The sequence below is a fragment of the Bacillus sp. S71 genome, assembly GCF_016625265.1.
Lineage (GTDB): Bacteria > Bacillota > Bacilli > Bacillales > Bacillaceae_G > Bacillus_A > Bacillus_A cereus.
Genome location: NZ_JACVUW010000008.1, coordinates 171,858 through 194,969, shown reverse-complemented (window position 1 = coordinate 194,969; position 23,112 = coordinate 171,858). Strand labels below are relative to the sequence as shown.

Here is a 23,112-nt window from a genome sequence, read left to right as displayed (position 1 = left end):
ACACTTACCCTTCCAAGCGAACATAAGCAATAATAGGAGTACGCACGATTACATCTTCCGGTGGTCCATAAGAAGGAGAAGTACGAACACTTACTGCCCCATCCGTCACAGATAACAGAATGCCTGCAACAATTTCTACAGCTGTAACAACTTGCACTAACTCACCAACATGGTTACGCAATTCATCAGTAAATAACATATATAAGTCTCCTTTCTTACGCTTCTTTTATTGATATAATACTTGTAAATGGTAATAAAACTTCCGTCCCTATTCCTTCTTGTAGTGTTAAGAAATCATCACCAACTGCTACAATCACACCTGTTAATTGTCCAACTGTCACCGTAATTTCAACGTTTTTACCTAAATACTGCTTTGCAATTTCTTTAAAAGGTGATGTATTGCATTCTTTTAAAATGTTACAAATAATAGATTGAAATTGGCTTGATTTTATAAATTCTTCCGTAGCTTGCTTAGAGTTTCTTTGAATAAACCTTGCAAAGTTTTGCGAAAATAAAAGTCGTTCCACAGCAGGCAATAATTTATCATCTAAAAAATAGCTTAATTGTCTATTAAACAATCTTGATAATTTATGCCAATATTTTCTGAACAGACACATACACTTCTCCTCCTATTATTTTTAGATTATAAAATTTTACATCCATACATCTTAATGTATACAAAATAGATGTTTTTGTGATAGGTAAGGCATACATTTTCTAAAAGAAATATTTGTTTCAGGGCAAAAAAAAACTATCCAAAAGGATAGTTTCTTACACTTCAATATTTCGCAACATCGTATAAATGTCATTATTCACTTTACCAAATGATTTAATGTTGTTTTGAATGTTAGATAATAAAACAACATACACACTACCGTTTTTACTAAATCCATTTAAACAATTCCAACCTGGCATTACACCGTGATTCGAATAGCTTCCTGGGTCTACGTACCAGCCAAATCCGTAATCTTTTTTCACGGCTGTAAACATTTGATCGTAACTCGCTTTTGAAATTAACTTTCCAGAGTATAACGCTTCGTTAAATAAATATAAATCATGTGCACTCGTATATATATCACCACAACCATATAGTTGTGACATGCTCGGAATATTAGGTGTTGTCATATTATTATTTACTATTTTATAACCCGTTGATGGGAATCTTGTTTGTTCTAACGCTGTGCCAAAACCAGAATGTTTCATACCAGCAGTAGCAAAAATATGTTGTTTAATATATTCTTCAAGCGACTGTCCACTTACCTTCTCGGCAATGTATGCAAGTATAGAGTAGTTCGAATCGGAATACTTCCACTTCTCTCCTGGACCACCAATACGCTTTTGATTTCCTATTCGCTTTATCAGTTCTTCATGAGAAATATCTTCTTTTCCTTGCTCATATTCGGGAATCCCTGATGTATGTGTTAATAGATGTTTTAGCTGAATACTATTACCTTGTGGAAAATCTGGAATATACTTCGCAACAGTATCTTCTACTTGTAATTTATTTTGATCTTTCAATTGCATAATAGCAGTTGCTACAAACGCCTTTGAAATAGAGCCAATATAAAAAGTCGTCTCTGAATTATTCGGTACTTGCTGCTCTTTATTTGCCATACCGTACCCTTTATTCAGAAGAACTTTTCCGTTCTTCACAATAACAGCTGTCCCGCTAAATCCTGCGTTTTGTAAATACTGGTCCAATTGAGCGTTTTCATTAATTTCTTGAGGTGGTCCTTCAGCAGGCTGTTCCGCAGCTTGCGCTTGCTTCACTTGTTCTTCCTGCTCTTTTTGTTTTTGCTTCTGTACGTCTTGTTTCTTTTTTTCTTCTTTCTTTTTTAGCTCTTCTTGTTTCTTCATTTCTGCTGCCGCTTTTAAAGTTTCTTCTTTCTTATTATGCGCAACAATTTTTGTATACATGAAATATACAAGTGATAATAGTAAGACGAGAATGATTGTCCTTTTTATGTATACAATCGGCCGATTTGCTTTCCCATTCGCATTATTTTTTTCCTGATCCATAATTGCTTTTTTCCCCTTACTCACCAATAATTTAATTCCTCTACTAAAGATTTATTTTAGTAGATTATGGATAATCCATTCTATATCATCCCTACTTTATCACGCACTACACATATTACCAACCCATATGTACAAAAAAGAAAAAGAAAATTTACAAAAGTAAGATTCCCGTTAAATTGTTAACAAAAAAAGAGGATATCCTGTAAAAAATTGATGTTATCAATCTTTTTAGACATCCTCTTATCTCATTATTTATACGTGTTTTTTCATATCATCGGCAACAGATTCAACATTTGTACCTACGATAACTTGTACACTTGTATTACTTAATTTCATAACACCTTTTGCACCAGCACGTTTTAATGCTGCTTCATTTACTTGACCAGCATCTTTTACTTGTAAGCGTAGACGTGTTGCACAGTTATCAATAACTGTTAAGTTTTCTTTTCCGCCTAAAGCTGCTACGTAAGTTTCACCAATTGAACCTGCAACTGGAGCTTCTTCACCTTCAGCTACTTCCTCTTCGTCTTCACGACCAGGAGTTTTTAGGTCGAACTTCTTAATTAAGAAGTAGAATACAACGAAATAAATTACTGCGTAAATTAAGCCCACTCCCGCTAGTAATAATGGTTTTGTTGCAATACCGAAGTTTAAGAAATAATCGATTGCACCGGCACTAAATGTGAAACCATCGTGAATACCAAGAGTTGTTGTAATGAATAAAGAAAGACCTGTTAATACAGCATGAATACCATATAATACTGGTGATAAGAACATGAATGAGAATTCAATTGGTTCTGTAATACCAGTTAAGAATGAAGTTAATGCTAGACCACCTAACATACCTGTAACCATTTTACGTTTTTCTGGTTTAGCAGCCGCAATCATTGCGAAACATGCTGCTGGTAAACCGAACATCATAACTGGGAAGAAACCAGTCATAAACATACCCGCTGTTTTATCTCCGGCAAGGAAGCGAGCAATATCACCATTTACAACATTACCTGCTGCATTTGTAAAGTCACCAAGTACGAACCAGAAATATGTGTTCATTACATGATGTAAACCGATTGGAATTAATAGACGGTTTAATAAACCAAATAGACCTGAACCAACTGCCCCTAAATTAACAATTCCATGAGCTAATGCATCGATAGCATTTTGAATTGCTGGCCAAATTTGTGCGAATAGAATTCCTAATATTAACATCACAACCGATGTAACAATTGGGACGAAACGTTTTCCAGCAAAGAACCCTAACCATTCTGGAAGTTTAATCTTATGGAATTTATTATAAAGAAGTCCCGCTATAACACCAACAATAATACCACCTAAAACTTTCATATCCACTTTAGTCGATAATTCGGCTGCCTTAGATACTTGTGTCATTGTATCTGCAAGCTTAGATGGATCAACATTAGCGCTATTACCTATTAAATCTTGGACTTTGCCTAATTTATCTTGTAATTCTACAGTAGAATATCCCTTACTAAGTGCATCAATACTGTTTTTCATAACTAGATAACCAATTGCACCTGCAAGACCTGCTGCACCACTACCATCAACTGAAAGACCGATTGCAATACCAATTGCAAAAATGAGTGCTAAATTATCAAAAACTGCTGCACCGGCCTGTGCCATAACAGGAATATCAAATACATCTGGTTGCCCTAAACGAAGCAATAATCCTGCTGCTGGTAGTACGGCGATTGGAAGCATTAACGCTTTACCAATACGTTGTAAAAACTGCAACATTTTAATTCCCCCTATCAAATTTATGAAATCGTTATCATTATAAGTACGCCTTAGAAAACGCTTTCTATTTACATAACCATAATAACATATAGTTGTATAGATGTGTAGTTTTTATTTTCGAATTTTTTATGGATAAATCTCCTATTTCCAAACTGTTATATAAAAGGGAAATTCTCCTTTTTTAATACAAAGGACTTGAAAGAACGACCTACTATAGAACATATAACTTTCGTTTTATCATTCCACTTTTTCATGTTATTATTTATTTCCGAGCATATCGGGAAAAGTAAACTTAGTTAATTCGAAATAGGAGCGTTGGTACTATGCAGTGCATTGAAACAAACAACTTACAGCAGTTGTTAGAACAAGTAAAACCATATACGAAAAAAGGAAAACTTGCTACTTATATCCCCGAACTAGGAAATGCAAATCCAGACGATTTAGGGATTGCCATTTTCCATAAAGAAACAGAATATATCCATGCAGGCAACTCACAAACACTATTTACTCTTCAAAGTATTTCCAAAGTAATTACACTTGCCCTTGCCCTTTTAGACCGTGGTGAAGAATATGTATTTTCCAAAGTTGGAATGGAACCAACGGGTGACCCATTTAATTCTATTATTAAGTTAGAAACGACAAGTCCATCCAAACCCCTTAATCCAATGATAAATGCAGGAGCATTAGCTATTACAAGCATGTTAGCAGGAAAAGATAACGAGGAAAAAATGGAACGTATTCTTCATTTTGTACGTGAAATAACAGATAACCCTACTATTAATTATTCCTCTAAAGTTGCCGATTCAGAATTAGAGACAGCTTATCTAAATCGTTCGCTTTGCTATTATATGAAACAAAACGGTATTATCGATTGTGATATTGAAGAACTTATGGATTTATATACTCGTCAATGCGCAGTTGAAGTAAACTGCATCGATTTAGCACGTATCGGCTTAATTTTTGCAATGGATGGATATGATCCATATAAAAAGAAACAAATCATCCCTAAACATATTACAAAAATTTGCAAAACATTTATGGTCACATGTGGTATGTATAACGAATCTGGTGAATTTGCAATACGCGTTGGTATCCCTGCAAAAAGTGGTGTAGCGGGTGGTATTTTCGGCTGCGTAAAAGGCGATATGGGAATCGGCATTTTCGGACCAGCTTTAGATGCAAACGGAAATAGTATTGCTGGTTTTAAAATTCTTGAACTTCTTTCTGCTCAAGAAGGCTGGAGTATTTTTTAATCGCGAGTTATCCTGCTATACTGGCAGGATTTTTTATTTCACCAAAATCTCACTTTTGTCAGTTATCAATCCTCTTACAAAAACAGTGCTGAAAGTTTCTCTATATCATGCATATTTGTTCCCCCCTCCTGAATAATATAGTACAACCTAGCGCTATATGTGGAGGTGTGAAAGATGAAACTAATATTTCAAATGGGAAAACAACCTGTTCTTGAAAAAACAATCCTTCTTTTTATATTGAGTATTGTAGAAAGCTTGAAGTTAAAAGTTGTTTCACTCGACGAAGCTCACCGATACATATTCAATTTAGAAGTACTTGAATTATTAATGGATCGGAACATCGATGATCAAGTACTTGAACTTATTCATTTCGGGATGGGACTTGAAGACATTCATCATGTGCTTCCTGAAGAACTTGAGCATACTATCGAGGAATTAAAATGGCTTTGCATCCAAGTGTTAAGTGAATACAGTATGCATGAAGAATCAGAGCAATTAATTGAAGACATACGCTAAAAAGCACCTATGTAGTATGTAGGTGCTTTTTATTTATTAAGAAGTAAATATCCGATGTCGATATATGCAATTTATTCAAGTATTTCCGAGGAAATGCTCGAACATTGCTTTTCTATTTTCACAACAACTGATCAATCCCAATAAGTATTAATAACACTCCTGCAATAACCGTCGCCCATTTCCCTAAGTATGCTGCTAAATATCGTTTCCCTACATATGCAAAACCACTTATGCAAATAAAACTAAACACCCCAGAAATAGTCGCTGTAAGCCAAAGATTTAAATTTGTTACCCCAGCATCAAACCCACCTGCAATATTATTAATAGATAATGCAACTCCTAAAACAAGTGCTTCAGAAAAACTAATTGTTTTAGAGCCATCAAAATCTGCTTTTTCTGGATCACGTAAAATTCCCATAAGTACATTATCACCTTTAGAACCTACAGTATTTTTTTGACTCAAGAAAGGCTGACATAAAATAAACACCCCGATTATCCCTAAAACGATTGCTCCAATCAGGTTTGCTGTAAACTCTGAAATAAATAACGCAATCCAGTTCCCAAAAAATCCAGCTAGTAAAGTAAATAAAAACCCGAAGAATGCGATGATAAAATTGTTAAACCACGAAATACGAATTTTACGAATGCCATACGCAATTCCAACACCTGCATTATCTAAATTAGAAGCGATCCCAATTAAAAAAATTGAAAATAAGCCTGCCGTACTCATAAATAGTCACCCCTTTTTCTCACTTTTCAATGCATATTATGAAAATGTTGAGCAACTGTGCCTGTCTGTTTCATATACTTGTAATAAATGCTCAACATTTTTTCAACACTAAAAAAGGAGTGCCTACACTATGGCTAATGAAAATCCGAATGATCGGCTTGGTAAATTAATAAAAAAACTTTTAAAAGAACGCGCCCTATCTATGCGCCAACTAGGAATACTTACAAATATTGATCCTGCAACAGTCTCAAGAATTATTAATGGCAAACAACCGCCAAAACAAAAACATCTACAAAAATTTGCAGAATGTCTTCAAGTTCCACCCCAATTGTTATTTGATGAAATGTACCCTGATTCTCCTCACATAAATAAAGAAAAAACGGATATGTACACATCTCTTGATACCATTCAACAAACTTTACAATCCTCTAACTTATTCGATTTCGATTACACTACAACTCGCGTAAAACAAGAACTCGAAAATTACGAACGCTATGCCCAGACAACAGAAGGCGAAAATCGTATTCGTGACAGTTTCGCAAGCAAATTAGAGCAAATTGATAGTGCTGGTCCTTTTATTGAACAATTAACAGATATGTATCAACAATTTTGCAATGAAACCATTTCAAAAGAAGAACGTGCAGTTCTTGGGAGCGCATTACTTTATTTCATTTTATCGACAGATATTATTCCCGACTATCTCTTTCCAATTGGCTATTTAGATGATGCGATTGCCGTTGAATTAGCAAAAGAGAAATTACTTGAAATGAAACGAAAGACATAGCAAAATAAAGAACTATTTCAGTTGTTTATATTCAACTCTGAAATAGTTCACTAAAAAATCGTACAAGTATACATACTCGTACGATTTTACTATACAAATCTATTTTTTCGTGTGGCACCATTCATATATAAATGTTGTTATCACTTTTGTAAATTCAATTAACTGTTCAATTTCAACTTTCTCATTTACAGAATGTGCTTCTTCTAATGTACCTGGTCCATATATAATCGCTGGAATGTGAAACTCACTAAACCAACCACCATCAGTTACCGTTGCAGACATATCTAAAATTGCATTTTTTAATAGAGTAGACTCGTGTACTGAGCTAAGTTTTTTTACAGCTTTATGTTCACTATCTACTTCTAATGAAGGGAAAATTTCCCCACGATCTACAATCATTGATTCTCCGCCCCACTTAAATTGTGGCGGATTTTCACTTAACCATGGATCGGCAGCTGCCACCTTTCCAATATACTCTTCAATTTCGTCTATTATTTGTTCATGTGTTTCATTCGGATAGAAGTGCACTGTTATCCACAATCGGCACTCATCCGCAATAAACGCCGCATGCCTTCCTCCCTCAATAACAGCTGGATTAATTGTTGTTGTTCCAGATGGATAGCCTTCATATGTTTTCATAACTGCCCAGTGGCGCTCTAATTCTTGTAAGCTTTGTACAATTTTCATCATTTTTTCAATCGCACTCGCTCCAAATAAACGTCCTCCAGCATGGATCATTTGTCTGCGCGTTGCATCATGAAACGTTTGTGGACTTTTCACTGTAATCCATCCAGTAATGACACCGCCTTGTCCTTGCATATGTAAATCGCTCGTATCCACTACTACTGCAAAATCAGCATCGTAACCCCTTTTGCAGCATTGAAGTGTACCTGCTTCTCCAACTTCTTCTCCAATTACCGATTGAAAAGTTAAATCTCCAGGTAATTCAATACCAGCTTCTTGTAAAAGTTGAATGGCAAATAGCGCTCCAGCCAGCCCACCTTTCATATCTGCTGCGCCACGTCCAACTAACCAGCCATCTTTTATAAATGGATCAAATGGATTTGTTTCCCACGCCTCATCTGCTGACACTTCGGCTACATCCATATGTCCATTAATAATAAGACTTTTATATGAGTCACTTTTTATCCCTTTTTTTACCCCAACAACATTCGGATCATTCGGATATACATCCCATTTATCAATACTAAAATTTCGTTTTCTTAAAAACTCTGCAACAAATTCTTGTGCTTCATTTGTATTTCTCGCTGGCGGTGCTGGTGTTTCAAAACGAATTAAAGTTTTTGTAAGTTCTAGTAATTCCTCTTTCCTTGAATCTATTTGGTTTAACAACTGCGAAACTTCTGGATTCATCGCTAATTCCCCTTTGCATACATAGTATGTTTCCAGCTTTATTTTCACAAAAAAAGAGACTGTTTACAATTTTACAGTCTCCTAATTAATCACTATTATAAACTCTCTAGTTCCGTTGTATTTGTCTTTTCAATATGCTCTACATTACTTCCCTTATTTCTTGTAGCACGATAAAACAGTAAGCAAACAATCATAAATGGAATACCACAATACAATGCCATTCTTTGTTCTGGAATAAAGGCCATGCCAACGATTACTGTTAAATTTAATACTAACGCAAGAAGTGGTACAAATGGATACAATGGTGTTTTAAATTTCAAGTCCTTAACATCCCCGCCCCGCTTCATGTATGACCTTCTAGCTAATAAATTTGATAAAGCAATAGATGCCCAAACTAGTATCGCTCCGAATCCAGCGATAGAAAGCAGCCATAAATAAACTGTATCTTCCGCATAAATACCTGATAGTAGTGAGAGACACCCTACAATTGTGCTTACGATTAATGCATAAATAGGAACACCGTTTTTAGATAACTTGCCAAAAATTGGACTAATCATTCCTTGATTAGACATAGACCATAGCATACGCGAAGTTGCATATAATCCTGAATTCGCAACGGATAGTACTGCTGTAATAATAACGAAATTTATAATATCTGCTGCATAAGGAATACCAATTTTATCAAATACAACTACGAATGGACTTTCTATTACTCCTGCTTGCTGCCAAGGGAATAGTCCAGCAAGAATAAAAATAGATAGTACAAAGAAAACAAGTATACGCCAAACTGTATTGTTAATTGCCTTCGGGATTGTTTTCTCTGGATTTTCACTCTCACCTGCTGCAATACCAACTAATTCTGTTCCTTGGAAAGAAAAATTAACTGCAATCATTGTAATTAAAATGGCTGATAATCCATTTGGAAACAATCCACCATAATCAGTAAAGCTAGAGAACATTGGCGCTGGTTCATTTCCTTTCATATCTAGAAAACCAAACATTGCTGCCCCGCCCAAAATAATAAATGCAATAATTGTAATTACTTTAATACTTGCAAACCAAAATTCCACTTCCGCAAAACTTCTTGAAGATAACGCATTAATAGCAAAGAGCAATACCGCGAACACTACACACCAAATCCATGACGGTACATCAGGAAACCAACGTTTCATCAAAATACTAACTGCAATTAATTCAATGCCTATCGTAGCAGACCAGTTTAACCACGACATCCATCCCACTACATAACCTGCTGCAGGAGAAATATGCTTTGTCGCATACGTTTGATAAGACCCTGCGTCAGGCATCGCAACCGCTAATTCTCCAAGACAGAGCATCGTTAAATACATTACAAATCCACCGACAAGATAGGCTACAATTGCTCCTCCAGGCCCAGCTTCATGAATCGTATAACCTGATCCTAAAAAAAGTCCTGTACCAATAACTCCACCGAGTGCAATCATAAATATGTGCCTGCTTTTCAATTCTCTTTTTAATCCTTGGTTTTGATCCATCATATAAATCCCCCCTTTTCACTTTGCCAATCCATTTAATGTAAGCGTTTTTAAAATTATTCACCGTAAAAATAATGATTTAAAAGAGCAAAAATACACATCACTTACATTAATCACTGCCTGTTACTAAAAGGTCATCCCTTACTGTTATTAATAACTTTTGATCAGCAATAGCTTGTCCTTCTACTACTTCTAATGATTCAATATAACCACTGATTCCTATCTTAATTTCTACTTTCTGTTTATCTATCGTTTCAATTAACGCTAATTTCTCCCACTCGTATACGTAAGAACTTTCCGTAACAAATAACTTCTCTACTTTTCCATAACAAGGACTATACACACCTTCTATAACTGTCTTCACTTTATAAACCCCTCCCTCTTATTAATTGACACCGAAACGTTGTATATCCTGTAAAAATTCATATTCTCCCCTCTAGAGATTTCAAATATTATTTATGCAAAATGCGTACCAAGTCTCTAATTCATATATTAAATGAGAGTTTTACACAAAAAAGCGTGCACAACCGCAAAATTTTTCTATCATTTGAAAAGTTTTAAAAGGAAAATAGCAAAAAAATTTTGCGGTTTTATAAGAATTTTAATAAAATTATAAAAAGTCAGTCTTCATAGGGTGAAATGAGGAGAAGATAATCTATGCGTACAGAAGACATTAATTTTAAACAGATCATTGAAATGAACATGCTATATGAAACTTTACTCAATGAACTCGATATCGGGATTCATATTATTAATGAGGAAAGTAAAACGATTATCTATAACCGCAAAATGATGGAAATTGAATCAATGGAACGCTCAGATGTATTATATAAAAGTCCTTTAGAAATATTTGCATTTGAAGAAAATAAAAATAGTACTCTTATAGAGGCATTAAAATTAGGAAAAACAAACAAAAATATAAAACAAACGTATTTTAACAATAAAGGACAAGAAATTACAACGATTAACGATACTTTCCCTATAATAGAAAATGGAAAAATTAAAGGCGCTATTGAAATATCAAAAGAAATTAGTAACTTAAAGCAAACAATAAGAATGGGCCCTTCTCGAAAACAAAGTACTAAATTTACCTTTGATCACATAATTGGTGATTCTGAAGCTATTCAATCAATCATTACTGAAGGAAAAAGAGTAATTCGTACATCTTCCTCCATACTTCTAGTAGGAGAAACAGGCACTGGGAAAGAACTATTTGCACAAAGCATCCATAATGAAAGTCAGCGTTCAACAAAACCCTTTATTTCACAGAACTGTGCCGCTATACCTGATACACTCATGGAAAGCTTATTATTCGGTACAAACCGAGGTGCATTTACAGGAGCTATCGATAAAGCTGGTTTATTTGAAGAAGCGAACGGAGGAACTTTGTTATTAGATGAAATCAACTCATTAAGTCCAGCACTTCAAGCGAAGTTACTACGAGCTATACAAGAAAAAAAAATACGAAGAATCGGAGGCACACACGAAAAAGAAATTGATGTTCGTATTATAGCAACTATCAATGAAGATCCTTTCGAAGCCATCGCACATAATCGATTAAGAGAAGACTTATATTACCGATTAAGCGTCGTTACTTTATGTCTTCCGCCTTTACGTGAAAGAAAAGAAGATATTCTAGCTCTTGTTCAGCACTTTATTGAAAAATATAATACTCAATTCGGGCTAAACGTAACCGATGTAGATGTAAATGTAAGAGAATTTTTCTATGCATACGATTGGCCTGGGAACGTACGGGAGTTGGAACATATAATTGAAGGTTCCATGAACTTAATAGAAGATGAAACCATCATTACAGCGTTTCATATGCCTACTCGCTTCCGTGAACGAATAAAAACAGAATTCAATATGCAACATGCACTAACTAATCACAATACTGATGCACCAAAAACTTTAAAACACACAATAGAAAAAATGGAAAAGAACTACATTAACCAAATTCTTAAAGAGAATCATGGTAACATCTCACAAGCTGCAAAATTTTTAGGATTAAGTAGGCAAAACTTACAATATCGAATTAAAAAACTGCATTTACACATATGAAATGAACATGTCTCCAAGTGTAAAAACAACTTGGTAAAATATGTTATAATAAACATATAACATGCTAGAAAGGGGCTATATATATGAGTAATGATAAAAAATTAAAGTTATTACAATACTTATACTTTTTCCCTGCCATGCTCTGTATGATGTTATTCATTAATGCCGATGTAAGCAGCTCTCCTTATGCAAAACTATTTGGAACAATTAGCGGCTCCTTTGCAGCTATTATGCTTGCTGCTTTTTGGAATTTGAAGATACGTATAAAAAAAGAGAAATCTTCGTAATACTAAAAAAATCGAGCTACTTAGCCCGATTTTTTTATTTGCCATTAAAACTCAACATTCTCCAAATACAAACCACTCGCCTCAGCAAGACAATTAATTTGATTACGTTGTTTCGCCTCTAGAATTTGTGGAATTGCTTCAGCATCTAATTGTCCTAATCCAACTTCAATTAATGCTCCAACAATTTTTCTTACCATGTTATGAAGGAAGCCGTTACCACTTACTCTAATTTGTACAAACCCTGCCTCTTCCATCACATCAAGTGTATATACTTCTCGAACCATAGATTTTTTCTTTGATTTCGCATTTGAAAAAGCAGTAAAATCATGTGAACCAACTAAATGTTTCGCAGCTGCTTTCATGCTTTCCACATTTAATTTTTTATTCACATGCATGCTGTATTTACGCATAAATGGATTTGTATGCTCTTCATTCCAAATTTTATACAGATATGTTTTTGCTTTAGAATTGTAACGAGCATGGAAACGATCATATACTTCTTCCACATTCGTAATGCTAATATCATTAGGTAAATATTGATTTAAATATTTTTTCACTTTATGTTCCACTAACTTCTCATCACTTTGAAAGTTAGCAACTTGATTCAAAGCATGTACACCAGCGTCTGTTCTACTACAACCGATAATTTCAATTTCTTTTCCGACCATTTCAGATATGACACTTTCAATTTTTCCTTGAATCGTATTATCATTATTACCGAGACGTTGCCATCCTTTAAAACGTGCACCATCGTACTGAATCGTTAATTTATAATTATGCATAATATTCTCCTTCATAGAAAATATTCCCTCATACCATGAGGGAATATTAATAAACTTTACTTTCTAACAAGCTTCACTACATTTTCTACGTGAGCTGTATGCGGGAACATATCAACTGGTTGCACATACTCCACTTCATAGCTCTTCATTAATGCTTGTACATCACGTGCTAATGAAGAAGGATTACAAGACACATACACAACTTGTTTCGGCTTCACTTTTAAAATTGTTTCCAGTAATTTATCATCGCAACCTGTACGTGGTGGATCGACAACAATTACATCTGGACGCCATCCTTCTTTTACCCATTTCGGTAACCATTGTTCAGCTTTACCTGCTTCATATTTCGTATTTGTAAATCCGTGACGCTTCGCATTTTTCCTTGCATCTGCAATCGCTTCTGGAATTACATCCATACCACGTACTTCCGCTGCATCGTTCGCAAGCCAAAGTCCGATTGTACCAACACCACAATACGCATCTACAATTTTCTCATCACCTGTTAACGCAGCTGCTTTTTTCGCTTCATCATATAAAACAACTGTTTGTTCTGGATTCAACTGGAAGAATGCACGTGCTGATAATTCAAATGATAAATCACCAAGTGTTTCTTGAATTACTTCTTTTCCAGCTAATTTAAATGTTTTGTCTCCAAAAATAACAGATGTTTTACGCCAGTTTACATTTTGCATAATTGATTTAACCGCTGGCATCTGTTTTTGTACTTCTGCAACAAATTGTTCTTTATTTGGTAATTCTTCTTTCGTTGTAATAAGTGTAACTTGTACTTCCCCTGTTTGAACTGCAGTACGTGTTACAATTGTGCGTACTAAACCTTTTTGTTTTTTCTCATTGTAAATAGAAACATTTAATTTTTCTAAAATACGTCTTACAACTTTTGTCGCTTCATTCGTTGCTTTATGTTGAATCATACAATGAGCAATATCAATTAACTGATGTGAGTTTTGTTTATATAGCCCTGTAATAACCTTTTCGTCTTTACGCCCCACTTGTAATTGACTCTTATTACGGTAATGCCATGGATTTTCCATGCCAAGCGTTGGACGAATTTTCTCTTCCATACTGTTTTTCATGTACTTCTCAAATGCTTGTACAACGATATCACGCTTTTGATTCAATTGTTCTTTATAATCTAAATGTTGCAGCTGACAACCGCCACACTCCTCATATACTGGACACGGTGCTTTCACACGATGCGGTGAAGCTTTACGAACTTTTTTCACTTTCGCTTCAGCGAAGCCACGCTGAATTTTCGTTGTTTCTGCAACAACTTCTTCTCCTGGTAATGCCCCTGGAATGAAAACAACTTGTCTCTTAAAATAACCAACGCCTTCTCCGTTAATCCCAAGACGTTTAATTGTCACAGGAAACGTTTGACCAACTTCCAACTTACTCTCATGTTGCTTTTGTATCATTATTACACCTCTACTCTATACTTTTCCATAAATATAACGCTGCATAACTGCAGTATGGTTCACACTCTTGTTTCACTTTTTCTAAAAATACATCATCAGGTTTATCATCTAATTGAAATATACCTTGCACTGCACGCTGAATCCCAATGTCCGCTTTCGGGAACATATTTTTCCGTCCAAGCCCAAACATTAAAAAGTTTTGCACTGTCCATGCACCAATTCCCCTAATTGGCAACAATTGTGCTGAAACTTCTTCTTCCGTCTCATTTTCTATACTCGCTAAATTTAATGTACCACTGACAATACTTCGACCTAATCCTACTATATATTCAGCCTTTCGCTGACTAAACTTCTGCTCTCTCAATTCTTCTATTGAAATATTTGCTACTATTTCCGGAGTGGGGAAAAAGAATACACCGTTCTTCTCTGTTCCATACCGTTTCACAAATTGTTCTGTTAACACAGTAGCAAATTTCAAATTTATTTGTTGGTGAATGATACAGCGAAGAAGACAAGCAAAATAATCAAATTCTAAAATAATTGGAGTATAAGCATATGTTTCAAATAGTGGACGTAATGATGTGTTTAAAAAATGATTTTGTATATCTTGAAACGGTTCATTCCAATGAAAAATGGCCCTCATTCGTTTCATAACTTTCTCCGGATTTCCTGTCTGACTAGAAATCCAAAACTGTGGATTTTGAACAGTACCAATCCCTTGCAAGCGAACAATAACCTGTTCCTCGTCTATACAAAGCGGGATATAAATGACTTTCTCATCTAATTGAATGACGTTAAGAGGATCAAAAGATAAACGTTTTAATACTTCTTCAAAATGATACGGATACTCTAACGTAACATGTTCGCTCCACATACGTTTCCCCATCCTTTTTACACATCATTATAGCATGAGAAAACCGTAAGCATACATGCTTACGGTTGATTGCTTTTTACTAAGTCATCTAGACTTTTAAAATGATACCCTTTCTCGCGCAAATCATCAATGATTTTCGCAAGTGCTTCTGCATTATCTTTTGATATTGCATGAAGTAATAAAATAGATCCTGGGTGAATCATCGTCATAACATTATTATGCGCATATTGCCATCCTCTTTGCTGATCCACTTTCCAATCCAAAAATGCAAGTGACCAAAATACATTATAGTAGCCCATTTCTTTCGTAAGAGCTAACGTTCTTTCACTAAATACGCCGCGCGGAGGACGTACATATTTCACTTCTTTTTGCCCAGTTACTTTTTTAATTTCTTCCGTTACACTCGTTAATTCTTCACGAAGCTTCTCATCATTTACCGCTGTAAAATCAGGATGACTCCAAGAATGATTTCCAATAATGTGTCCTTCATTCTTCATTCTTAACAATAAATCTTTTTGTGTTTTAATGTAATGCCCCGTTACAAAAAAAGTTGCTGGTACTTTTTTCTCTTTTAATACATCTAAGATTTTCCCTGTGTATCCATTCTCATATCCATTATCAAATGTTAAATAAATATCTTTTTTCTTCGTATCTCCTAAATAAAACCCGCCATTTTTTTGCAGTAAATCCGTATATAACTTTCCTGCATCTGGTACTGTTTCATTTTTAGGACGCGGGATTCCCCAGTTATGTGGAGTATTTGTATAAGCCAATGCCGAAACTGGAACAAGTGCCATCATAATTGAAAAAATGAGACCGATATATAACCATTTATATTTCATAAATAGTCTCCTTTCCATATATAATCGTACCTGTAGTTTCTGTTTCCTTACTTACTTTCATGCTGTGCATGTTTTTCTATATATACCAAAAAATGCATCTCGAAAGATTCGAGATGCATTTTTGTTTATTTAAATACCGGCTCTTTAAAGCTCGCTAATTTTTCAAGTGATGTTTTATCAACATCTGCATGTAAACTATTACCATGAGAGTCCATCGTTACAACTGCTTTAAAACCTTCAATGCGTAAATGCCACATTGCTTCTGGAATACCAAATTGTAAGAAATCAACATCTTTCACTTCTTTAATACATTCAGCATAATATTGCGCCGCACCGCCAATTGCGTTTAAGTACACGCCGCCGTGTTCTTCTAAAGCCGCTAATGTTTTCGCACCCATACCGCCTTTTCCAATAACAGCGCGAATACCAAATTTCTTCATAATATCGCCTTGGTACGGTTCTTCACGAATACTTGTCGTTGGACCCGCCGCTTTAATTTGCCAATTGTCATTGTCATCTTTCACAACAACTGGACCACAGTGGTAAATAATTTGTCCATTTAAATCTACTGGACAATCATTATCCATTAAATGCTTATGGATTGCGTCACGACCTGTATACATCATGCCATTAATTGTTACAACATCACCAACGCGAAGTCCACGAATTTGCTCTTCTGTAATTGGTGCTTGTAATACAATCTCACGTTGCTCTGTTTTTTCTTGTGCTTCATGCTGAAGTGTATCTTCACCTTCTTGATATAACCAATCCATAATTTCACCTGTTTCAGGATGGATTGTTACACCTAGGCGGCGATATGCCCAGCAATTATACGCCACAGATACGTAGAAGCTAGCCGGCAGGCGGTTATACACGCCAATTTTACAGCCCAGTAAAGTTGTTTCTCCACCAAATCCCATTGTACCAATGCCAAGCTTATTCGCATTTTCTAATACGTACTCTTCAAGTTGTTGTAACTCTGGTACTGGATTGACATCATCTAATGTACGGAATAATTGATTTTTTGCTAATTCATAACCTGATGTGCGGTCTCCCCCGATACCAACACCAATTACACCAGCACTACATCCTTGACCTTGTGCTTGGTATACTGCATGAAGAAGGCATTTACGAATTCCTTCTAAATCACGGCCAGCTCGTCCAAGTCCTTCTAGTTCACACGGTAAGCTATATTGAATATTTTTATTCTCACAGCCACCACCTTTTAGGATTAAACGTGCATCAATATAATCTTTTTCCCATTGTTCAAACTTAATAACCGGTGTACCTGGTCCTAAATTATTTCCACTATTGTCTCCAAAAAGAGAGTCAACAGAATTTGGACGAAGTTTACCATCTTTTGTCGCCCGCTCAAGCGCATTATAGATAGCTTCCTTCAACTTTAATTGATTCACACCAACTGGTGTATAAATTTTAAACGTTGGCATCCCTGTATCTTGGCAAATCGGTGAGATGTTATCATCAGCCATTTTAATATTATTTGTAATTGTGCCAAGTGCCATCGCAGAACGAGTCCCTGCATTTTCTCGCTCTTTCGCTTGTTGAATCGCACGACGAACATCTTTCGGTAAGTTCGTTGACGTTTCAACAATTAGTTGATACATGCTTTCTTGAAGCTTTTCCATTGTTACTTCCCCCTCAATTGTGAACGCTACCAAAACGTTATGAGCTGAAAATTCCATTGTTATGCTCTTTAGCTTTTTATTTGTTTCACGCTATTAAAGCATAAATGAAATTTTTCACAACTTGATTATACCTCTTTTTCTATCGTCCTTCTATTATCCGCACAGAAAAAGGCTACCAAATTGGAATTGGCAGCCTTTTTAATATATTATTCGTCTTTTTTAAATTGCTCACATTTTAATTCTAATTCATCTAACATTGCAAGAAGACGATCTACATCTTCTAATTCTACTTCTTCAGGTTCAATTGTATCAATTACTTCAATGAACATATTTAAACGCTCTTTTAAATATACTAATTGTGTATCTTTATCTTGAATTGCTTTTCCCATGAAGGCACTCTCCTTTTAATTCGAGTTGCTTTTATTATACCGCAAAAATGATTGCTATGGGCATGAAATTTCATCAATTTTGTCACAGTCATCCACTATAATGTAAGCCCTCTCTCTTTTCACGCTAAAAAGTTTCACTTTATAAAAAGCACATATTCTTCTATTATAGAGAATGGACAAATTGTTATTTCAATAGTCAAAGGAGTATTTCATATGACGATATCACAAAAAATGAAGCCGATTACTCCTTCTTACGATCCATGGGAAGCGTATATGGACCTTGAAGAGTACGGCAAACTACTATTAACAAATGTTGAATTTACAACGACGACGTTATGCAATATGCGCTGTGAGCATTGCGCTGTTGGTTACACGTTACAGCCGAAAGACCCAAATCCGCTTCCGATGGATCTTTTATTAAAACGATTAGATGAGATTCCTCATTTACGTTCTTTAAGTATTACTGGCGGAGAACCTATGCTTTCAAAAAAATCCGTCGACAACTATGTAACACCACTCTTAAAATACGCCCATGAACGAGGCGTTCGCACTCAAATCAACTCTAACTTAACTATAGATTTAGCACGTTACGAACAAATTATTCCTTATTTAGACGTGTTGCATATCTCTCATAACTGGGGAACAATTGATGACTTCGTTGAAGGCGGATTTGCAATGATGGAGCGTAAACCTACTTACGAACAACGTGCAAAATTATTCGAAAGAATGATTACAAATAGTAAGGCTCTATCAGATGCAGGTGTACTTGTATCGGCCGAAACAATGTTAAACAAAAGAACTCTACCACATATTGAACATATTCACCGTCAAATCGTCGAAGAGATGGGCTGTAAACGTCATGAAGTTCACCCAATGTATCCAAGTGACTTCGCGAGTAATCTAGAGATTTTAACAAAAGCTGAAATTCGTAATGCAATTGAGCATTTACTAGAAATTCGCGATGAAAATGTATGGATGTTATTTGGAACGTTACCTTTCTATGCTTGTAGCGATGACGAGCGAGACATTGCCACATTTAAAAAATTACAAGAGAGCAAAAATGTCACTGTTCGTAATGATCCAGATGGCCGTTCTCGTTTAAATGTAAATATTTTCGATGGAAATATTATTGTGACGGACTTTGGTGATGTTCCACTTCTAGGAAACATACAAACAAACACATTACAAGAAGCATATGACAAATGGAGTGCTTCAAAAACAGCAAAATCATTAAGCTGTCACTGTCCTGCAGTAAAATGTCTTGGACCAAATGTTCTTGTAAAAAACAGCTACTATCCGACAGAAGATTTCTTATCAAAAACAGCAAACATTACATTATAAAAAAACGTCAGCTTATAAGCTGACGTTTTTTTATGTTATTGCGAGTGGGAAGAAGAAATGAATTTAAAAAATAAATGATCATGAATTGGAATCGCCGCTCCAATTCCTTGAGAAGTAATATTTTTCACAACAAGTCTTTTTTGATTTCCCTTTAATACAAGATACACTTCTCCAAATGTTACTTTTCCCTTTTCATTTACTGCTGGTGTATAAGCGTATAAATATCCGAGTTGACTCGGACTAATATTATACACACGCTCATGTCCAGTACCATAACCAATAGTTGTTTTAAACGAAAGGGGCAATTGTACTTTTTCAAGCGCTTTGAGAAGCATCATTTTTTTCACATCTGCAGCATCTTTCATATCTGCTGTTAAATCGCCTTCAACCGTCTTTTGTGTTTCTTGCTTATAGCGAAGTGGATATAAACGGTCTCCTCCGCGATTATCATACACATTTCGATTCACTTGTTTATATTCCCAATTAATCGATGTGTCTACTGATTCATAATGTAAAGCCCATTGACCTAAATAAATTTTTGCCCGGTACCCTACTGCAAGCGGCGCATTTGAAATTGTCGTTTCATTAAACATCCGAATTAAGTCTGGATTTTCAATTTTAATATTAGCTGTTTTCAATAGTTCTTGAGCAAACTTACTTGGCTGTAAACGTGGCAAATCTTGCGCATCATTTGGAAATGTATTGTCTTTTGAAATATTTAAAACAGATGAAGGCATTTTTGTTCCTACTGTTGTCTTTGCAAAACTCATGTTAGGAAATAATAAAATAAACGAGACCATAGTTGAAAGACATATGCTGTATACTCGTTTCACCTGTCTGGCTCCTTCCTATGTAAAGGTATATATACTACTTTGTTTATTGTTTTCTCTGAGCACAATTGTTATGCCTATTTTTCATAATAAATAAAAACCAATTCCCATAATGACATACGCCGCTAGTAAAGTGCCGCCTTCAAACCAGTTTGTATCTCCATCATTTGAAATCGCAATCGTTAAGAAAACAGCTGTAATCATAGATACAAGTTCTGGTATGGTAAATACTAAAGGCATCCTCTGCGCGAAGAACATAGATAGCAATACTAGTACAGGAGCAACAAACATGGCGATTTGTAATGTAGAACCTATTGCAATTTCGACTGCAATATTTACTTTATTTTTATAAGCCATAATAATTGCAGATGCATGTTCCGCTGCATTTCCAACAATTGCAACGATAATAACCCCTATAAATAATTCTGACCAACCAAATGATTTTGCAACAGTTTCAAAAGTATGCACGAGCGCCTCTGACACATAAGCTACTGCCAGTGTTGCTATCGCTAAAATAAGGAGTGCTTTCCCTTTCGACCACTCTGGCTCTTCTTCATGCGCTACTTCGTCACTTTTATGTTGATATACACCACGGTGCGTAACTAACTTAAATAGTAATGCAGCAAGGTACATGATAATCATAATAATAGAAACACCTATACTTAATTGATACGTCTTGCCAGCGTCCATCTTCATTGAAAAGATCTCTGGAATAACAAAGGCTACGACAACAGCAAATATTAATAAAGCTGAATTATGCCTTGCATCGTAAACGTTAAAGCTTTGCCTTTTATATTTAAGTCCACCTACAAAGAAGGATAGTCCTCCTACTAATAATAAATTTCCAAGTACAGAACCCGTTAAAGAAGCTAACACCACTTCAATTAACCCTGCTTGAAGTGCAAAAATTGAAATGATAAGTTCAACTGCATTACCGAAAGTAGCATTTAATAATCCGCCTATTCTAGGACCAGATACAATTGCTAAACTCTCTGTTGCTCTCCCCATAAAACCAGCTAACGCGATAATCGTAATACAATACACAGCGAACATAATTGTTTCTGGCCAATGAAGTGTTTTTCCAAGTACAGATAGTGGTACACCTATAAGTGCTACTATAAGAAATATTTTATTAAACATGCTTTTCACCCTTCCATCGTATGTATTTCTCCTCAATATTATTATTATTCTTCTCCTAACTTGTCCGATTTCATCACAATTACGTTTAAAAAATCATCTTGATGAAAAGAGTATGAAAGATACTTCATTCTTATTTTGACGAAGAAAACTACAAAGTATGAAAAGAGGCTAAAAGCATGCATTTAAAAGAAAAAATTGAAACTATTATATGCGGTCAACGAACTGGTGTATTATCTACTGTACGTGAAAATAAACCTCATAGTGCCTTTATGATGTTTTTCCACGAAGATTTTGTGTTATATATTGCAACAGATCGGAAATCAAAAAAGATAACAGATATTGAAAACAATCCTAATGTCCATGTATTACTCGGACGAGAAGGAAAAAAATTAGATGAAGATTATATTGAAGTTGAAGGGTTAGCTTCAATCGAGGAAGACTCGACATTAAAAAACAAGTTTTGGAATAATAGCTTAAAACGTTGGTTACTCGGTCCTGAAGACCCTAATTACGTATTGATAAAAATTAATCCCGACACAATTTATTACATCGATGGTGCCGGTACGACGGAGCCTGAGTTTTTACGACTATAAAATAAAACAAGCCCCCCTTAGGTGGGCTTGTTTTGTCGAAAAGTTCTTTTGAAAAAAACAATAAAATAGGTGGAACTTTCTAAAGATTCTGTTATATAATAGCATTAACTTAAATAAACTGTATTAAAACAGATTGAGAGGAGAAATAAAATTGATGAAGAGAGAAGAACGCAAAAACATGATTGAGTTTATTGAAAAGAAAAAAGGGATTGAGCGTGACGAATTACTGTTTATGACAGACGATGAAGTAGAACATATTTATAATGTAACGTACTTTTTATATGAGGAAATTGCAGAGTAGTATAATAATCCCCACCTTATTAAAAATATAAGGTGGGGATTATTTCGTTATTTAGCCCACTATTTGCGGGCAGTCAAACTCCCACCTTAAAATTCAGGTGGAACAAGAAGTTAAGTTGAAGTCGTGCTTCCTATAAACCTCAATTGCTTCAACTTTATACATGAGAATCATTTTCATGTATAATACTGTAAGATTGGAGGGATTTTACTATGAGTTCGTGGCTCTTGTTTGCACTATTATCAGCAATTGCTGCTGCCCTTGTATCGATTTTTGGAAAGTTTGGTTTAGACGGAATCGATGCAAACGTTGCAACAACAATTCGATCTATTATTATGGCATTATTTATGATAGGCGTTATTATCATACAAGGTAAATTTCAAAATATCGGCGACGTACTGCTAAATAAAAAAGCACTGCTATTTATCACATTAAGTGGGATTGCAGGTGCTTCGTCATGGCTATTTTATTTTCTTGCCCTCAAAACAGGAAAGGTTTCACAAGTAGCTCCTGTCGATAAATTAAGCGTCGTATTTTCTATCATTCTCGCTATGATTATACTCGGTGAAAAGTTAAACTTTATGACCGGCGTTGGTGTAGTCTTTATTACAGCTGGTGTATTATTTATTGCTTTCAGCTAAAAAAACC

General features: G+C 35.2%; 25 protein-coding genes and 1 pseudogene. 9 read left to right on the top strand and 17 right to left on the bottom strand.

The genetic code is table 11. The features are described 5' to 3' along the window. Positions 1-4: 4 nt before the first annotated feature. The 5 genes and pseudogenes from IBT51_RS18705 to IBT51_RS27325 form a co-directional block, all read right to left on the bottom strand. Complete coding sequence (locus tag IBT51_RS18705) at positions 5-199, bottom strand: hypothetical protein (RefSeq protein WP_000899471.1); 195 nt, start codon at positions 197-199, stop codon at positions 5-7. 16 nt (positions 200-215) lie between these two features. Further along, entirely contained in the window at positions 216-617 is a 402-nt protein-coding gene (locus IBT51_RS18700; protein ID WP_048563992.1) for an LSm family protein, read from the bottom strand. Between the two features lie 154 nt (positions 618-771). Beyond that, entirely contained in the window at positions 772-2,019 is a 1,248-nt protein-coding gene (locus IBT51_RS18695; protein ID WP_200458717.1) for a serine hydrolase domain-containing protein, read from the bottom strand. Between the two features lie 252 nt (positions 2,020-2,271). After that, complete coding sequence (gene nagE / locus IBT51_RS18690) at positions 2,272-3,774, bottom strand: N-acetylglucosamine-specific PTS transporter subunit IIBC (RefSeq protein WP_000938907.1); 1,503 nt, start codon at positions 3,772-3,774, stop codon at positions 2,272-2,274. Positions 3,775-3,915: 141 nt separating this feature from the next. Beyond that, a pseudogene (locus tag IBT51_RS27325) lies at positions 3,916-4,028 on the bottom strand (transcriptional regulator). Positions 4,029-4,097: 69 nt separating this feature from the next. On the opposite strand from IBT51_RS27325, the gene glsA reads away from it, so the two are divergent. Both glsA and IBT51_RS18680 read left to right on the top strand, forming a co-directional pair. Beyond that, entirely contained in the window at positions 4,098-5,027 is a 930-nt protein-coding gene (gene glsA, locus IBT51_RS18685; RefSeq protein WP_001149850.1) for a glutaminase A, read from the top strand. A gap of 174 nt (positions 5,028-5,201) precedes the next feature. Next, positions 5,202-5,543 (top strand): DUF3969 family protein, encoded by a 342-nt coding sequence (locus IBT51_RS18680; protein ID WP_000766603.1) that lies wholly within the window; start codon positions 5,202-5,204, stop codon positions 5,541-5,543. Between the two features lie 118 nt (positions 5,544-5,661). On the opposite strand, the gene ytaF is transcribed toward IBT51_RS18680, so the two are convergent. Then, on the bottom strand, positions 5,662-6,273 hold the full coding sequence (ytaF, locus tag IBT51_RS18675) for a sporulation membrane protein YtaF (RefSeq protein ID WP_065481910.1): 612 nt from the start codon (positions 6,271-6,273) through the stop codon (positions 5,662-5,664). Positions 6,274-6,403: 130 nt separating this feature from the next. Between ytaF and IBT51_RS18670 the strand changes: the two genes are divergently transcribed. Next, positions 6,404-7,057, top strand: a complete 654-nt coding sequence (locus IBT51_RS18670; protein WP_001262777.1) for a DUF1232 domain-containing protein — start codon at positions 6,404-6,406, stop codon at positions 7,055-7,057. A 99-nt stretch (positions 7,058-7,156) separates the two neighbouring features. On the opposite strand, the gene IBT51_RS18665 is transcribed toward IBT51_RS18670, so the two are convergent. From IBT51_RS18665 to IBT51_RS18655, 3 genes are all read right to left on the bottom strand, one after another. Then, entirely contained in the window at positions 7,157-8,431 is a 1,275-nt protein-coding gene (locus tag IBT51_RS18665; protein ID WP_053565329.1) for an acetylornithine deacetylase, read from the bottom strand. A gap of 95 nt (positions 8,432-8,526) precedes the next feature. After that, on the bottom strand, positions 8,527-9,948 hold the full coding sequence (locus tag IBT51_RS18660; protein ID WP_200458718.1) for an amino acid permease: 1,422 nt from the start codon (positions 9,946-9,948) through the stop codon (positions 8,527-8,529). A gap of 106 nt (positions 9,949-10,054) precedes the next feature. Continuing rightward, positions 10,055-10,309, bottom strand: coding sequence for a biotin/lipoyl attachment domain-containing protein (locus tag IBT51_RS18655; protein WP_000859489.1), 255 nt, complete (start codon positions 10,307-10,309; stop codon positions 10,055-10,057). Positions 10,310-10,602: 293 nt separating this feature from the next. On the opposite strand from IBT51_RS18655, the gene IBT51_RS18650 reads away from it, so the two are divergent. Next, positions 10,603-12,006 (top strand): sigma-54 interaction domain-containing protein, encoded by a 1,404-nt coding sequence (locus IBT51_RS18650; RefSeq protein ID WP_200458719.1) that lies wholly within the window; start codon positions 10,603-10,605, stop codon positions 12,004-12,006. 83 nt (positions 12,007-12,089) lie between these two features. Beyond that, complete coding sequence (locus tag IBT51_RS18645) at positions 12,090-12,293, top strand: hypothetical protein (RefSeq protein ID WP_000063858.1); 204 nt, start codon at positions 12,090-12,092, stop codon at positions 12,291-12,293. 44 nt (positions 12,294-12,337) lie between these two features. On the opposite strand, the gene truA is transcribed toward IBT51_RS18645, so the two are convergent. From truA to IBT51_RS18615, 6 genes are all read right to left on the bottom strand, one after another. After that, a complete protein-coding gene (gene truA / locus IBT51_RS18640; protein WP_053565330.1) occupies positions 12,338-13,075 on the bottom strand; it encodes a tRNA pseudouridine(38-40) synthase TruA in 738 nt (245 codons plus the stop codon). A gap of 56 nt (positions 13,076-13,131) precedes the next feature. Next, positions 13,132-14,511, bottom strand: a complete 1,380-nt coding sequence (rlmD, locus tag IBT51_RS18635) for a 23S rRNA (uracil(1939)-C(5))-methyltransferase RlmD (protein ID WP_089170364.1) — start codon at positions 14,509-14,511, stop codon at positions 13,132-13,134. A gap of 10 nt (positions 14,512-14,521) precedes the next feature. Then, on the bottom strand, positions 14,522-15,385 hold the full coding sequence (locus IBT51_RS18630; protein ID WP_000269416.1) for a DNA-3-methyladenine glycosylase family protein: 864 nt from the start codon (positions 15,383-15,385) through the stop codon (positions 14,522-14,524). Positions 15,386-15,444: 59 nt separating this feature from the next. Then, a complete protein-coding gene (gene pdaA, locus IBT51_RS18625) occupies positions 15,445-16,227 on the bottom strand; it encodes a delta-lactam-biosynthetic de-N-acetylase (protein WP_000875959.1) in 783 nt (260 codons plus the stop codon). 125 nt (positions 16,228-16,352) lie between these two features. After that, positions 16,353-17,873, bottom strand: coding sequence for a class I fumarate hydratase (fumA, locus tag IBT51_RS18620; protein ID WP_000413530.1), 1,521 nt, complete (start codon positions 17,871-17,873; stop codon positions 16,353-16,355). Between the two features lie 206 nt (positions 17,874-18,079). Further along, entirely contained in the window at positions 18,080-18,262 is a 183-nt protein-coding gene (locus tag IBT51_RS18615) for an SE1561 family protein (RefSeq protein ID WP_000513558.1), read from the bottom strand. A gap of 213 nt (positions 18,263-18,475) precedes the next feature. Here IBT51_RS18615 and yfkAB point away from each other — a divergent pair, with 213 nt between their 5' ends. Further along, positions 18,476-19,603 carry a radical SAM/CxCxxxxC motif protein YfkAB gene (yfkAB, locus tag IBT51_RS18610; protein ID WP_000156025.1) on the top strand — a complete coding sequence of 376 codons (1,128 nt, stop codon included), beginning with the start codon at positions 18,476-18,478 and terminating at the stop codon, positions 19,601-19,603. Between the two features lie 35 nt (positions 19,604-19,638). Here yfkAB and IBT51_RS18605 read toward each other — a convergent pair whose 3' ends face one another. Beyond that, positions 19,639-20,436, bottom strand: coding sequence for a YfkD famly protein (locus IBT51_RS18605; RefSeq protein WP_002083605.1), 798 nt, complete (start codon positions 20,434-20,436; stop codon positions 19,639-19,641). Between the two features lie 81 nt (positions 20,437-20,517). After that, the gene (gene cax, locus IBT51_RS18600) at positions 20,518-21,573 is read right to left on the bottom strand and encodes a calcium/proton exchanger (protein WP_000482133.1); all 1,056 of its coding nucleotides are present in this window, start codon (positions 21,571-21,573) and stop codon (positions 20,518-20,520) included. Between the two features lie 176 nt (positions 21,574-21,749). Here cax and IBT51_RS18595 point away from each other — a divergent pair, with 176 nt between their 5' ends. The 3 genes from IBT51_RS18595 (at position 21,750) to IBT51_RS18585 (ending at position 23,105) form a co-directional block, all read left to right on the top strand. Then, positions 21,750-22,166, top strand: a complete 417-nt coding sequence (locus IBT51_RS18595; protein ID WP_016083647.1) for a pyridoxamine 5'-phosphate oxidase family protein — start codon at positions 21,750-21,752, stop codon at positions 22,164-22,166. A gap of 154 nt (positions 22,167-22,320) precedes the next feature. Then, entirely contained in the window at positions 22,321-22,467 is a 147-nt protein-coding gene (locus IBT51_RS18590) for a BH0509 family protein (protein ID WP_000817786.1), read from the top strand. A gap of 209 nt (positions 22,468-22,676) precedes the next feature. Beyond that, positions 22,677-23,105: an EamA family transporter gene (locus IBT51_RS18585; protein ID WP_000100295.1), complete on the top strand. Its 429-nt coding sequence runs from the start codon at positions 22,677-22,679 to the stop codon at positions 23,103-23,105. Positions 23,106-23,112 lie beyond the last annotated feature (7 nt).

Bases quoted from the DNA above. Each gene is read 5' to 3' on its own strand.
- IBT51_RS18615 (WP_000513558.1), bottom strand. From the start codon at position 18,262: ATGGGAAAAGCAATTCAAGATAAAGATACACAATTAGTATATTTAAAA.
- IBT51_RS18660 (WP_200458718.1), bottom strand. From the start codon at position 9,948: ATGATGGATCAAAACCAAGGATTAAAAAGAGAATTGAAAAGCAGGCAC.
- nagE (WP_000938907.1), bottom strand. From the start codon at position 3,774: ATGTTGCAGTTTTTACAACGTATTGGTAAAGCGTTAATGCTTCCAATC.
- IBT51_RS18590 (WP_000817786.1), top strand. From the start codon at position 22,321: ATGAAGAGAGAAGAACGCAAAAACATGATTGAGTTTATTGAAAAGAAA.
- yfkAB (WP_000156025.1), top strand. From the start codon at position 18,476: ATGACGATATCACAAAAAATGAAGCCGATTACTCCTTCTTACGATCCA.
- fumA (WP_000413530.1), bottom strand. From the start codon at position 17,873: ATGGAAAAGCTTCAAGAAAGCATGTATCAACTAATTGTTGAAACGTCA.
- IBT51_RS18595 (WP_016083647.1), top strand. From the start codon at position 21,750: ATGCATTTAAAAGAAAAAATTGAAACTATTATATGCGGTCAACGAACT.
- IBT51_RS18670 (WP_001262777.1), top strand. From the start codon at position 6,404: ATGGCTAATGAAAATCCGAATGATCGGCTTGGTAAATTAATAAAAAAA.
- IBT51_RS18705 (WP_000899471.1), bottom strand. From the start codon at position 199: ATGTTATTTACTGATGAATTGCGTAACCATGTTGGTGAGTTAGTGCAA.
- glsA (WP_001149850.1), top strand. From the start codon at position 4,098: ATGCAGTGCATTGAAACAAACAACTTACAGCAGTTGTTAGAACAAGTA.
- IBT51_RS18700 (WP_048563992.1), bottom strand. From the start codon at position 617: ATGTGTCTGTTCAGAAAATATTGGCATAAATTATCAAGATTGTTTAAT.
- rlmD (WP_089170364.1), bottom strand. From the start codon at position 14,511: ATGATACAAAAGCAACATGAGAGTAAGTTGGAAGTTGGTCAAACGTTT.
- cax (WP_000482133.1), bottom strand. From the start codon at position 21,573: ATGTTTAATAAAATATTTCTTATAGTAGCACTTATAGGTGTACCACTA.
- truA (WP_053565330.1), bottom strand. From the start codon at position 13,075: ATGCATAATTATAAATTAACGATTCAGTACGATGGTGCACGTTTTAAA.
- pdaA (WP_000875959.1), bottom strand. From the start codon at position 16,227: ATGAAATATAAATGGTTATATATCGGTCTCATTTTTTCAATTATGATG.
- IBT51_RS18585 (WP_000100295.1), top strand. From the start codon at position 22,677: ATGAGTTCGTGGCTCTTGTTTGCACTATTATCAGCAATTGCTGCTGCC.
- IBT51_RS18650 (WP_200458719.1), top strand. From the start codon at position 10,603: ATGCGTACAGAAGACATTAATTTTAAACAGATCATTGAAATGAACATG.
- IBT51_RS18645 (WP_000063858.1), top strand. From the start codon at position 12,090: ATGAGTAATGATAAAAAATTAAAGTTATTACAATACTTATACTTTTTC.
- IBT51_RS18630 (WP_000269416.1), bottom strand. From the start codon at position 15,385: ATGTGGAGCGAACATGTTACGTTAGAGTATCCGTATCATTTTGAAGAA.
- ytaF (WP_065481910.1), bottom strand. From the start codon at position 6,273: ATGAGTACGGCAGGCTTATTTTCAATTTTTTTAATTGGGATCGCTTCT.
- IBT51_RS18680 (WP_000766603.1), top strand. From the start codon at position 5,202: ATGAAACTAATATTTCAAATGGGAAAACAACCTGTTCTTGAAAAAACA.
- IBT51_RS18695 (WP_200458717.1), bottom strand. From the start codon at position 2,019: ATGGATCAGGAAAAAAATAATGCGAATGGGAAAGCAAATCGGCCGATT.
- IBT51_RS18665 (WP_053565329.1), bottom strand. From the start codon at position 8,431: ATGAATCCAGAAGTTTCGCAGTTGTTAAACCAAATAGATTCAAGGAAA.